Genomic DNA, 12,416 nt, shown 5'->3' on the forward strand with positions numbered 1-12,416 from the left:
CATTGGAGTTGATGCTATATGAGAAGCTTTTTTCGTTTTATAAAAAATTTACTGCTTCTAACACTCCTTGCCTTTGGGGTTTGGAGTTATCAAAATAATCCTGATATACACACAGCAACTAATGACTCAGTCGCTGTTTTAAAACAAAAAATTGGTCAATTTATTACTACTGGGAATCTTCAGCTTCCGCAAACTAGCGACACTCACACACAAAATCCAAATAAAACTCAATCCAGTAGCCGTGAAACAGTTACTAAAACATCTAACCGCCGCTGGCCTAGCGCGACTGCGAAAGTTTATTTAAATATTCAAAATAATCCAGTTTTGCGGTCGGCATCCATCGATGCCATGAATGCCTGGAATAGAACGGGGGCCTTTAATTTTGTGCAAACTGATAATAAAAGCGACGCTCAAATTATTATTGGCGTAGTTGATGACAGCGATACCAGTGCTGCTGGTGAAACTTCCACCACTTATAATCCTGTAACTGGCCACTTATTAAGAGCAAAAGTTAACCTTAACCGTTACTATTTACAAAATAGATGGTATGGTTACAGCCAAAATCGAATTATCAATACCGCCGAACATGAATTAGGACATGCTATCGGTCTTGACCATAATAACGGTGTGTCAGTCATGTATCCGAAGGGCTCTGTATACACCATTCAACCAGGTGATATTAAGGCAGTGCAAAAATTATATAAAGAAAAATAATTTCCCTTCTTTAGCTACTTTCACTACAATGGAAGTAGCTATTTTTATTAGGAGAAAAATTATGAAGAGAATTTACATCGTTCGTCACGGTCAAACATTTATCAACCGTTACAATAAAATGCAAGGTTGGTGTGATACGCCGCTCACTACTTTAGGAGTTCAAGGAGCTGATGAAGCAGGTGAACATTTAAAAGACATCCCCTTTGACATTGCTTTATCAAGCGATTTAAAGCGCGCGAGTGATACCTGCGAAATCATCATGAAGCATAATGTAAATAAAGATGAGCTTCAACACATCGCTAGTCCATTCTTCCGTGAACAATTTTATGGTTATTTCGAAGGGATGGATTCTGAAATGGCCTGGAGAATGATTGGAGGCCCTCATGGATACGACGATCGTCATGAATTATTGCGCAAGGAGCGAATTGACACCATTAAAGATTGGATCAAAGAAGCCGACCCATATCATGAAGCTGAAAATGCTCAAGAATATTGGGAACGTGTAAACCAAGGCTTTAGGATGATTAGCGAACTTGATGGTGCTGAAAACATTTTGCTTGTTACTCACGGCTTCACCATTCGCAGTATTGTCGATCATTATGGCAACGGCATCGATATCAGCAATGGCCCACAAAATGCCTCAATTACTATCATGGATATGAACGACAAGGGTGAAATGAAGATTACCGCTTATAATAAAATGACCCTTTAAAAAAAGTGCCCCAGTAAGAGGCACTTTTTATTTATTATCTTTTAGGACGATTCCTTCATACAGTTTTACTGTGATCAAATAGTAAATTAAGTAAAGAACTAAGAAAATAGTAAATGGAATCCAAATTTTATCATACGGATTTTTAAGCAGTGATTTAAAGAACTGAAGTCCAAACAAAACATCGATAATTCCAAGTACTGCTGGCAAAGCAAACAATACACCGATTTCTTTGGCGATTGAAGCTTTTAAAAGTGATTGACGAGTTCCAATCTTCCAAAGCATCTTGTATCTTGGCTTGTCGCTGTTTGCTCCAGACAAAACTTTAAACATTAAAGTTGAAGCAAGCATTGCCAAGAATGCAAGTCCTAAGAAAAAGCCCATAAATTCAAATCCAGAGGCCATGCTAGATACAAAGCGGTAATTCATCGCCTTAGTTGAATTTAATACTGGATTATCATCATTAAGTGAACCAGTGACAGCTGCCTTTTGTAATTTTTCAATATTAGCAAAGTTCTGTCTAAAGTTATTCACCATCAATAGTTCAACACTCTTATTTTCGCTTCTCAACTGATCATATTGTTTTTGAGAAACAATTTTAACTCCAGCACCTGGATAAGGTGTCAATTGAGTTAATTGGTATTTCATCATTTCAGTTCGAGCTGAAGATCCTTTTTGTAACTCTTTAACATTAATAGTCTTTGTTGAATAAGCTTGTTGACCTTTTTTATTTACATAAAAATTCTGATATTTTAAGTTCTTCTTTGCAATTTCATCTTTTGAAACATAAATAGTTTGCGGATTCTTAGCTTTCTTATCTTCTATAAGCTTATAATTGAAGGTTTTGGTTGATTTTACTGAAATCTTTTTTAAATCATGTTCAACTTGCGGGGTCTTTTTATATAAAACTACGTCATAGTATGAAGATTCTAAGGCTTGATCGGCCATATTATTGAAGTTTAGTCCTACGGTAATAGCCCCAAGTGCTAAAGCAAAAAGAAGAGAAACAACTGATAAAATTCGAGTATAGTCAGTTAATCTAAACTTAAGTTGGCCTAGAGTAAATGAATGAAGCTTCTTGTATTCAAATTTTGTATTATTTCTAAGAATGTTAATAATTGTTGTAAATAAAGAATCAAAGACAAAGTATGACCCAATCGTAATTGTGAAGAAGCCAATTGTAATTGAATTAGTCAATAAGACTTGATATTTGGTCATAGCCCAGTAACCAATTCCTAAGAGTCCAATACCCAAAACAGCTTCAATAAATTTCCAAACTTTATTATAGCGAAGCTTCACTGGCTTTTGGTCTTCATGAAGTAAGTTAATTACATTTGATTTAACTAATTTGTGACGATTCCAAAGAGCCGCTAACAGGAATAATGCAGCAAAGAAAATAATCGTCCAAATAAAGGCCGGCAAGTAAAAACCAACGAATTTATGGATTTGTAAACCCAATTGATTAATCAATAGTTGTGAAACTACTTGAGTTAAACCTACTCCAATTAGAACACCCAAAATAGTAGCTAAAAATCCAACAATCAGGGTTTCTAAAAAGATTAAAGTCCCTATTTTACCAGTTCTTGCTCCAAGCATCATGTACATTCCATAATCTTTTTGCCTCATACTGAGTAAAAAACTATTGGCATATACAATGTAGACAAAAGTAATAATCGCTAGAAGGGCAATTCCAAAGCCAAAGACAAATTGAGTAGTTTTAAAAGCAATTACCAAAGCACCTTTCAAAAAAGTTGAATTGGTGGCAATCGACATAAACATGTAAAAGATTGCACTTGCAAAGGTCAATCCTGAAAACAGAATCAAGTAGTCTTTGAAGCGACTCTTAATTCCAGTTAATGATAATTTCCAAAGCATGGTCGATTTCCTTTCTATTAACGTCTACCTAATTCAGCAATAATTTCTTGATAAAATTCTTCTCGACTCTTGTCGTCCTTCTTTAGTTCTTTACCGATTTTTCCGTCTTTAATGAATAAAATTCTTTGAGCGTATGAAGCAGAATAAGGATCGTGAGTTACCATTAAAATTGAAACTTGATCATTTTTATTCAAATCATCCATGGTATTCAAGAGTTCAGTAGCAGACTTAGAATCAAGTGCTCCAGTTGGCTCATCCCCAAATAGAATAGATGGATTATGCACTAAAGCCCTGGCTGAGGCAACACGTTGCTTTTGACCACCGGAAACTTCAGCAGGATATTTATCTAAGATTTGGGCAATGTTAAGTCTTGAAGCAATTGATTCAACTTGGTTGTTAATTTCCCGCGCTTTAACATTTTGAAGAGATAGTGGCAGTGCGATATTTTCACGATTAGTTAAATTATCAAGCAAATTGAAATCTTGGAAGATAAATCCAATTTCTTTACCACGAAAATCAGCCATTTGATTCTTCTTTAGCGTTGTAATGTCCTTTCCATTAATTACAACATTACCTGAAGTTGGCTTATCAAGAGTGGATAAAATATTTAGTAAGGTAGTTTTACCAGAACCGGAAGCCCCCATGATTCCCACAAACTCACCACGATTCAATTCGAAGTTGATGCCTTTCAAAGCCTGGTATTGTTTTTCGCCTTTTTTACCATAAGTTTTAGTAAGTTGATTTACTTTAAGTATTGCGTTCATGATAGTCACCTTTTTCATTCTTTTGTTTTACTGTATTATTTATATAATACACTAATATGATTTTAAAGAGATGTCAATTACTTTTTTTGCATAAACAGCAAAATTTCGCTAGGATAAGAAACAGAAATGAGGAAATAAGCCATGGCACAACTAAATTTTGCTTTTTTAAAAAGTAGTTCACTCTTTAGCAATCAGTACAAAACTGCAAATAAAATTTTGAAACTATATGAGATTGAAGATTATCGAGATGTAATGATTAACAGTCGTCTTCTACTGGAATCTATCGTCAAAAAAATTTTTATTATTGAAAATTTAGATCGTTATTATCCGGTTCATAACGGTAATCGTCGAACTTTGAGAAGCGACACCTTTTATTTACAATCAGAACTTCATTATCCAACTAGCATCATTAATTTGTTTAATGAAGTGCGCAAGTTTGGTAATGATGCGGTTCACGATGAAGATTATTCCATTTCAAAAGGCCAAGCTTGGCGCTGCATTTGCGACATTAATGATATTTTTGTCTTTTTATTAAATACCTATAAAGAGCAAAAATTGTACTACATGCGACCTGATATTGCGATGGATGCGGCTACTCACGCCCATGATTCTTTCAAGAAAAGAACTATCAAACATCCCATAAAAAAGACCATTACTAGTAAATCCAAAAACCCAGAAGTTAAGCTTGCCAAGCAATACTTAAAACAAAAGAAAAAGAGCAAATTTTCAACTCGCTTACGAAAATTTCTTAAAAAATAAAAAGACCTATTCAGGTCTTTTTTCTAACTTCTCAATTGTTTGCTGATTATTGATATTCTTAAAAATAGCCGTCGTGAATTTAGACTCTATTCGATGCTTTTTCTTATCTTTCTTAAAGCTATAATAAGCCTCAAACTTAACTAAACTGCGATCCTTCCCTATTGGCAAAATTGACTTAATCTTAACTTTATCTACCATTTTTTTAGCATCAACTTTTTTAACAGTCTTTTTTATTTCTTTATGAAGCTCTTTATAAGATTTATTTTCTTTCCCTTTAGTAAATTGCTTAGGATCAGCCTTCAAAAAATTATTAGCTAAAATTTGAGCGGCTGTTTTATCAGAAATTAATCCTGGCCAAATCGGATTAACAATATAATCCCCTTCGGCATCTTGATAAACATCCTTATTTTGATTACCAACATATTGAGAAACATTATCATAATCACTAATTCCATCTTCACTATTAGCGAATTCTTGGCTAATTGCTTGGGGAAAATCCGTTACTTTTTCAGATTTTATAGTCTTCCCCTTGTATTCAGTTTTAACATAAAGTTCCATATTTTTTGCAATTGGATAGTTTTTAAACATATACTGTCCTGTCTTGCTTAACTTTGCAACTTTATGATCATTAATATAAATTTCTCCATTAGGAACACTTCTTACCTGAAAAGTCGCAGTTCGAATATTCATATTAATATTCTTACTAGACCAAATATTAACTACTGAATTTGCCTGTAACTTACGCCCAGCAACTTTTGTATTTACAATAATATGGTATCGCCCGGGAAATACTAAGCCTAAATCTTGGTAATAATTTTGACCTCCACCTTCCAGAGTACCCATATTATTCCCATCTACTACTAAATAAGAATTGGGATGATTGGTTTCAACTTGAGGACGATAAACTTGAACCCGAAGTTGGTACTTAGGGAAGAATAGAAAATGAGTGCCGGATTCAACTAAACTAATTTCATTACTACCTTTTCCTTCTCGTAAATTACTGGTTAATTTATTGAGGGCATTCTTATTTTCGGCAAAATAATTTTGGAGTGGCTTCAATTTACTCTCATTTACATCAATATCAGGATTAGTAGGCATGACATAGCTTGATAAATCCTTTTTTGGATCAGAAATCCCGTCAATGATCCTATCTATTTGGCGATTTCGAGCATAATAATAACTTCCCCAGGCATAAAAGATACCAAAAAGAATAATGATAGAGAGTGTAGTAATAATCAAAATCTTATGTTTTTTAGACCAAAAGGTCTTCTTGTTTTTTAGAATTTTTTTGTTACTCATACAATTTACCTTTTCTCTAAGTCTGTCTTTTTCTTTAGCCTAACAATTATTCCAAAAATTTCAACTTATAAGCAAAAAAGCCTGCATCCCTGCAAGCTTTTTTCTACCTTTGGCTCGTACCATCAGCGTAATTTAGTTTTACACCATCAGCCACATTAAAGATATAAACATTGAAATGAACGCTATTTGAATTGGTAGATTGCCCTTCCATCTCTACTCCACGGGCCAAAAGTTCTTGGCCTCTAAAAATTGGAGTTACGCGATAGCGCACATAATTATGCGGACTTTCTTTCAAATAATTTGCAACTTGATCCTCATAACGCAACATATCAGGATCATTAAGTTGACGTGTACCTGTCATTAAATTCTTCAAGTTATTATTTTGCCCAGTTAATTGATATCCGATCAAATGGCAACGATTATAAAGCCATCCGCCAGCTACCCGTTTATTATGCCAACCAGTTGGATTAACGTGTAGTGGTTCTCGCTGAGCTTTAGGCATCAACTTCTGATTAAGAAGAGCATTGGCTGCAGTAACGCGATTTTCATTATCCAGTTCGCCATAACGCTGCCATGCTCCTTGGCTTGTACTTAAATCTGATTTACTAAAACTCGGTTCATTATTGTTAACAGTAATAACGTCTTTACCAGAATAGTTCAAACTAGCCAACTTAGCTGCACTAACTGATTCAACTGTGTGAGCGCCACTATATTTCTTTAGTTGCTTTTGTAATTTAGCAATCTTTTTATCTAAAACAGCAATTTGCTTTTCAGTAGCTCTATTTTTCTCTTCAATTTTTTCGGCTTTATTTTGATCACTGCGATCATAACGATACTTGGTGACAATTTTATCTTTAGCAAAAGCAACAAATTGGGAATTTCTAACTCCAACCAAAGAAACTGCAACAAGCACACCAGAAAGTAGACCAATAATTTTCTTTTTCATTATCTCATTGCCTTTCGATATCCCTGATTAATTGCATCTTGCTCAGAATCAAAGTAAACAGCATTTGCGGAATTCATATGGTAACCTGCTTGCCCTGGAACATGATATATGTGAGAACGACTATTACCAATGATCTTTCCTGATTCACCCGTATATAAATCTCCTTCATGAGAATTACTGTGGTGAGTTTCAGAGTGAGAATCAGAAGTTGAAGAATCTTCCTCTGCTTGCTTTTGTGCTTCTTTTGCAGCTCTTCTAGCTGCGGCTTGTGCTTTCTTTTCCTTAGCGGCAGCGGCTTTTTGTTGCGCCTTTTGTTCAGCTTCTTGTTTTTCTTTAGCTGCTTGAGCACGACTTAGTTCTTTTTCTAACTTCTCGTATTCAGCTTCTTTAGTAGATTTTTCTTTATTTAAAATCTTTTCTTTAGCTTTGGCTTCAGCCAAACGAGTAGTTCCAACCTTTTTCACTACATAGTGAACTTTAGGTGAAGCATGACTATCCGCCTCATCCTCATCACTAGCTTGACTTCCAATCGCAAAAACCAAAAAGAAAAAGGCGATGACCACACTTAAGATACTTGACCATACACCACCATTTTTGCCTTTAAAAACGTACTTTTTCAATAGATAGTGTGGCAGTAAATAATACCAAAATAGGATCCATAAAATGACTTGACCCACTTTTTTCCAGTTCATAATTAAATCCTATTCTATTTATCTATAAGACTTACGATAGCCCGCTGCGCGGGCTGCGGCTTCACTTCTAAAATAAACTGCATTTCCCCGATTCATCCGATAAGCATGTTGGCGATAAACATGATAAATATGGGAACGACGATTTCCAATAATTACTGGTCTAGTAGAAGTATAAATTTTTGTCCGATCTAAAACTCGGCGTCTTCTTCTCCTTCTATAACGGCGGCGAGCAGCTTGAACAGTATGCGTTGTGGGATTGATATTAGCCACTTCTGTAGCTGTTTCTACTCCCATTAACATTGCAAGCCCAATGGCTAAAATTTGCATGAATTTCTTCATTTTCATCAATAATTCCTCCAAAATAGTAGATTTTACCTTTTTAGTTTACTACTTCTTTGGAAAATTGACGCAAAAAAATAAAGCTTGCATTATCTGCAAGCTTTAAAACATTGTGCCAACTAAAGTACTGATCACCACAGCCAGTGCAATTGGAACTACAGCATCAAGATTTGTTTCTTCAATATGCTGTAAAGTTTTAATACGGTCACTATATCCAACTACAGCTTCATCAACAGTTTTTTCAGTCTTATCTAGTAGATTATTTTGTTGATGAACGACTTGGCTTAATTCATCTATTATATCCTTTACTTTTCCAGTGAGTTGCTTTTCTTCATCAGGAATATGATCAGTGAAATAAGGTAAAATTGCATGTAAAGATTCATAAGTTTGATATTCTCTTTCAAATTCAATCAATTTTTCAACTAATTCACTTAAATCTGAAATAATCTTTTGAAGATCCGCAATCCCCTTCAACTGATTCCAAATTTGTCCACTATATTCTTGTCCCTTTAAATCATTAAGATATGGGAAGAAATCATACCCCAATTGTTCTCTATCTACTAATCTAGCATTTGGTTCAAGTGCAGCAGCCACCATCTTACGAGCATCGGCATCCAAATTAATGCCAGATGTATTACGGTGAATCACATGTCCAATTTCACTAGGATTAATAATCAAACTGCGATCATATTCTCGATAAAAATTAGGATTATCAATTAAGAAATCTTGTTTTTGGGGATTATCACGATTTACAATCACGATTAGGCTGCGGATAGCATCTTTATTTAAAATTTGTTCAACTGCATTTGAAGCAAAAAATCCCCGACTTGCAATTTTTAATTGATTATAAATAGCGTCTTTATGGAGAGTGATTTGCTTTCTAATTGCTGCCTTGTCAAGTTCATTTTTAGCTCGATAAATTCTGCCATCTTCAATATTGCGAGCCTTAGTTTCAATGATAAAAATTCCTGCTGGGGTGATAGCAAGATGATCAATTTTAGTAGTAACTCCTTCTCCAAGAGGTAAAATCAAATTATTAATTATATAAACATCATCTGATTTTTCCAACTGCTTTACAACTTCAGCTTGAGCAGCATTTAAAGCCAAAATATCACTAAGGTGATTCCAAATCTTCTTTTTAGATTCTCCAGCAAACACCTCCACCGGTCTCAAAAACCAACTGAGATCAGTCAGTGACTTATATACACTGTAATTATTTTGTTTTAAAGCTTCTACTTTAGAATAAAGTTTTTCTACTTCTTCGTCATAGTCAGAGTAAAGCTCATTTATAGTGCTAATTCCCTCTAAATTCTTGTCAGTTAAGTCATGATCAAGTTGCTCAGCAGGATTTTCTTCTTTTCCTTCTTTCATTCGACCAATGTATTCAGCTTCCTTAAGAGATTCAGCTGCTTGATCATCTGAAATTTTCTTATATTCAAACCAATTATAAGTACAAGTAGGAGTATTTTTCTTGATCTTATCAATTTCCTTAACTTTAGCAGCAATATCCCTTACATATTGATCTTTGATTACACCAATTTTGTCGGTCACATTGTACAAATCATCATATTTTTTCAATGATAAGACAGTTCCACTTTCACCGTGAAATTCGCGCTTTTTGATATTGCCATCTTCATAAAGGGTCAACAAATAACCTGCTCTACTGATAGAAAATTCCCGTACTTGTTCAATTTTCCCATCAAGAGAGTAGACAATTTGATAATGACGAAAACCGTTTTTATCAAAAATATCCCGAATGAGCAAGTCACCATATTTTGATCTTAAGACGTGATATGCTTGCTCATTATCCCCATCTTTATCAAAAATTTCATCAATTTTATCTAGTAAATCGACACGCTTATTTTCTAAGTCAAGATATTTAGGATTAAAGTTTCCCTTAGTCTTTTCGATTTTTCCTTGAATTTGTAAAAGCTCGCTATAGTTCTTTTCCACACGACTTCTACGCCAAAAATCATAGCCTAAATATTCTACAGCTAAAATCGCAATACTAATTACTAAAACCAGCCAAAATCTACTTCTTCCAAAATGAAGAACAGCAGAAATAATCCCCATAATAATCAGCAAAATAATTAATGGTACCCAAAAATTAGGTCTCTTAGCTTGGATTTTTTTAATTTCATTATCCAAGATTGAAGAAATCTTTCCATTAATTTGTTGGTATTTTTCTGATTCGGCAATTTTTTTATCTCCACTCATCTCTTTTTGAACGGCGATAATCTGTTGATCCAAATCTTTATTTACAGTCACTGTGTTGTTCACTTCCCCGGTTTGTTCTGCTTAATTGCAACTCAAACATCTTTCATCGATCTAATTACTACACTAAAAATATTGTACTTGATTATTAATATCATGACAATTGCGTGAAAGCTATTGCCACCATCTTTTCCAAAAGGCACTTGGTAAAAAAATACTGATTATAATCAGCACAAATCCTCCAATTATCCCAAAAATCTTCAACACTATAATTAGCCGTTCAAAGATTGGCAATCCAAATGGTGGGATAATTGCCTTATTATAGTAATATTGACTCACCAAATTATAAAATTGCACACTGCTATAACCAAAGCGACCAAAATAATCATCTAAATTAGTACTATTTTTACTATGAACTAAATCATTTAAAGAATACAAAGTACGATTATTATAGCTAGTTGCATCAGGCTTTAGGTGATATTTATGCATCAAATTAGCCGTATAAATTGCTGCATTATCCATACTTTTAGCAAAATTAGGAGCATTATCTTCTTCTCCTACCCCCACTTGAATATAACGGGTATTGATTTTACTATGAGAATCAGTAGCACTTTTACTTGGTAAATGCATTTGAATAACACCGTCTTTACTTACATAAGCATGAACGGTGTCAGTTCTTTTAATCGTTTGACTGATTACCACCCCTTCAGGATGATTATGTCGATACTTAATTGGAGCATCTCCTGCAATCTTAACTTTTGTAATCAGTAAATGATGTTCGTTATTTGAATTGATGTATGTATTAATGTTAGGAATTTCGGGGAAAAACAAGCCACAAAAGATGACAATCACTAATAACCCTAGCCAAATGAGACTAAAGCTTCTCCGCCTATTTTCTCTACGTTCTCTCATCTCTAAACAGTCTTCCTAAATATCAGTAAGTTGCTAGCTACCATAATCGCACATTTTTAACCACGAGTATAGTAGTTTTTTATTTTCATGAACAAATATTAATCTCTCTGTTATGTTTATCTGATTCACAAATCCATCTAGTTCTCCTTCTTCTCATTAAACAGCATATTGTAGATTGCCGTTGCATTATCGTTACATCCCTGATACTGATTGACATTCGTTTGCAAAATCACCGCATTCTTGCCATCTTTAGAGATTCGAATAAAGCTTGAATAATTATATCCGGCCCCATTTGCCTGGTAATAACCATCTTTAGTATATAAGCCGCCCCGATACTGCGCTTGATTATTTCCCGGGTCATAAATTGTTTGAATGCTTTGCATTGGCAATATTTTTCCGCTTAAAAGTGCCAACATTGAAAGAAACATATCATCATTAGACATTGCAACACTTCCAGCACCTAGCAAGCCATGAATCTCATTCATATCAACTTGAGTACTGCTAGGAATTAGTTCAATTTCTTTAATCTTTTGTGCATCGGCCCAAAGAAAATCTGTGTGCTTGAGTCCGAGCTTATACACATACATCTCATTAAAGAGATCTTCATAACTGCAACCTGTTACTTTTTCTAAAATATGACTTAGCAGGACATAATTTACATCTTGATAGTTCCATTTATTAAAATTTTGCTCATCAAAATGCATATCTTGAATCGTCTTTTGAGCATTATCATCATCATTTTTGAAGGGATTATTGCCAAATGGTCCCTGCTCCGACAAGCCACTAGTCATTTCAAGTAAATTTAAAATACTAATATTGCCAGCATTAGGTACGTTTGGATAAAACTTCGCTACTTTATCATCTAAGCTCAATTTTCCCTCATCAATCGCTTGCATGACCATCGCGCCCGTGTATGCTTTTTGAACCGAATTAATCAAGTAAGCCGAATTAATATTCCCTTCAGTGGTGTAATTCCAAATTCGCTTACCATCTTTATAAAAAGTTGCATTCCCCTTAAAACCAAAGCTATTCAGCATTTTTTTGATTTGCTTCTTTTGTTTTAAAGAAATCTGATCTTGAGGAGTGGCTCCAGTAATATTTTTTAAAAAATGAGTTGAAACAAACAGGTAACCACAAAAGAAAATGTAGATCAAAATTAAAATAAGTGGTAGTTTTTTCTTCATCGTTATGCC

12 protein-coding genes are annotated in these 12,416 nt (G+C 34.3%); 3 read left to right on the forward strand and 9 right to left on the reverse strand.

Translation table 11 applies throughout. From position 1 onward, the window contains the following. Positions 1 to 18: 18 nt before the first annotated feature. Both KBW87_RS06880 and KBW87_RS06885 read left to right on the forward strand, forming a co-directional pair. Complete coding sequence (locus KBW87_RS06880) at positions 19 to 714, forward strand: matrixin family metalloprotease (RefSeq protein ID WP_057811629.1); 696 nt, start codon at positions 19 to 21, stop codon at positions 712 to 714. A gap of 61 nt (positions 715 to 775) precedes the next feature. Next, complete coding sequence (locus KBW87_RS06885) at positions 776 to 1,426, forward strand: histidine phosphatase family protein (protein ID WP_057811627.1); 651 nt, start codon at positions 776 to 778, stop codon at positions 1,424 to 1,426. 27 nt (positions 1,427 to 1,453) lie between these two features. On the opposite strand, the gene KBW87_RS06890 is transcribed toward KBW87_RS06885, so the two are convergent. Together KBW87_RS06890 and KBW87_RS06895 are read right to left on the reverse strand one after the other, a co-directional pair. Then, positions 1,454 to 3,298 carry an FtsX-like permease family protein gene (locus KBW87_RS06890; protein WP_057811625.1) on the reverse strand — a complete coding sequence of 615 codons (1,845 nt, stop codon included), beginning with the start codon at positions 3,296 to 3,298 and terminating at the stop codon, positions 1,454 to 1,456. 17 nt (positions 3,299 to 3,315) lie between these two features. Then, positions 3,316 to 4,062, reverse strand: coding sequence for an ABC transporter ATP-binding protein (locus tag KBW87_RS06895; RefSeq protein WP_057811623.1), 747 nt, complete (start codon positions 4,060 to 4,062; stop codon positions 3,316 to 3,318). 141 nt (positions 4,063 to 4,203) lie between these two features. Between KBW87_RS06895 and KBW87_RS06900 the strand changes: the two genes are divergently transcribed. Further along, positions 4,204 to 4,821 (forward strand): hypothetical protein, encoded by a 618-nt coding sequence (locus tag KBW87_RS06900; RefSeq protein WP_057811621.1) that lies wholly within the window; start codon positions 4,204 to 4,206, stop codon positions 4,819 to 4,821. Between the two features lie 6 nt (positions 4,822 to 4,827). Here the strand turns inward: KBW87_RS06900 and KBW87_RS06905 are convergent, their stop codons facing one another. The 7 genes from KBW87_RS06905 to KBW87_RS06935 form a co-directional block, all read right to left on the reverse strand. Continuing rightward, positions 4,828 to 6,120, reverse strand: coding sequence for a TcaA 3rd/4th domain-containing protein (locus KBW87_RS06905; RefSeq protein WP_057811619.1), 1,293 nt, complete (start codon positions 6,118 to 6,120; stop codon positions 4,828 to 4,830). Between the two features lie 103 nt (positions 6,121 to 6,223). Further along, entirely contained in the window at positions 6,224 to 7,066 is an 843-nt protein-coding gene (locus KBW87_RS06910) for a DNA/RNA non-specific endonuclease (RefSeq protein ID WP_083478896.1), read from the reverse strand. Next, positions 7,066 to 7,758 (reverse strand): sunset domain-containing protein, encoded by a 693-nt coding sequence (locus KBW87_RS06915; RefSeq protein ID WP_057811617.1) that lies wholly within the window; start codon positions 7,756 to 7,758, stop codon positions 7,066 to 7,068. Before KBW87_RS06915 ends, KBW87_RS06910 begins: the two co-directional genes overlap by 1 nt. 18 nt (positions 7,759 to 7,776) lie before the next feature. Next, entirely contained in the window at positions 7,777 to 8,103 is a 327-nt protein-coding gene (locus tag KBW87_RS06920; RefSeq protein ID WP_057811616.1) for a sunset domain-containing protein, read from the reverse strand. A gap of 96 nt (positions 8,104 to 8,199) precedes the next feature. Further along, on the reverse strand, positions 8,200 to 10,365 hold the full coding sequence (locus KBW87_RS06925) for a nuclease-related domain-containing protein (RefSeq protein WP_057811614.1): 2,166 nt from the start codon (positions 10,363 to 10,365) through the stop codon (positions 8,200 to 8,202). 120 nt (positions 10,366 to 10,485) lie between these two features. After that, positions 10,486 to 11,223 carry a peptidoglycan recognition protein family protein gene (locus tag KBW87_RS06930; RefSeq protein ID WP_057811612.1) on the reverse strand — a complete coding sequence of 246 codons (738 nt, stop codon included), beginning with the start codon at positions 11,221 to 11,223 and terminating at the stop codon, positions 10,486 to 10,488. 137 nt (positions 11,224 to 11,360) lie between these two features. Beyond that, positions 11,361 to 12,407: a serine hydrolase domain-containing protein gene (locus KBW87_RS06935; RefSeq protein ID WP_057811610.1), complete on the reverse strand. Its 1,047-nt coding sequence runs from the start codon at positions 12,405 to 12,407 to the stop codon at positions 11,361 to 11,363. Positions 12,408 to 12,416: the final 9 nt, after the last annotated feature.

Origin of the sequence: Lactobacillus intestinalis (assembly GCF_024397795.1) — a bacterium.
Taxonomy (GTDB): domain Bacteria; phylum Bacillota; class Bacilli; order Lactobacillales; family Lactobacillaceae; genus Lactobacillus; species Lactobacillus intestinalis.

Bases quoted from the DNA above. Each gene is read 5' to 3' on its own strand.
- KBW87_RS06880 (WP_057811629.1), top strand. From the start codon at position 19: ATGAGAAGCTTTTTTCGTTTTATAAAAAATTTACTGCTTCTAACACTC.
- KBW87_RS06885 (WP_057811627.1), top strand. From the start codon at position 776: ATGAAGAGAATTTACATCGTTCGTCACGGTCAAACATTTATCAACCGT.
- KBW87_RS06890 (WP_057811625.1), bottom strand. From the start codon at position 3,298: ATGCTTTGGAAATTATCATTAACTGGAATTAAGAGTCGCTTCAAAGAC.
- KBW87_RS06895 (WP_057811623.1), bottom strand. From the start codon at position 4,062: ATGAACGCAATACTTAAAGTAAATCAACTTACTAAAACTTATGGTAAA.
- KBW87_RS06900 (WP_057811621.1), top strand. From the start codon at position 4,204: ATGGCACAACTAAATTTTGCTTTTTTAAAAAGTAGTTCACTCTTTAGC.
- KBW87_RS06905 (WP_057811619.1), bottom strand. From the start codon at position 6,120: ATGAGTAACAAAAAAATTCTAAAAAACAAGAAGACCTTTTGGTCTAAA.
- KBW87_RS06910 (WP_083478896.1), bottom strand. From the start codon at position 7,066: ATGAAAAAGAAAATTATTGGTCTACTTTCTGGTGTGCTTGTTGCAGTT.
- KBW87_RS06915 (WP_057811617.1), bottom strand. From the start codon at position 7,758: ATGAACTGGAAAAAAGTGGGTCAAGTCATTTTATGGATCCTATTTTGG.
- KBW87_RS06920 (WP_057811616.1), bottom strand. From the start codon at position 8,103: ATGAAAATGAAGAAATTCATGCAAATTTTAGCCATTGGGCTTGCAATG.
- KBW87_RS06930 (WP_057811612.1), bottom strand. From the start codon at position 11,223: ATGAGAGAACGTAGAGAAAATAGGCGGAGAAGCTTTAGTCTCATTTGG.
- KBW87_RS06935 (WP_057811610.1), bottom strand. From the start codon at position 12,407: ATGAAGAAAAAACTACCACTTATTTTAATTTTGATCTACATTTTCTTT.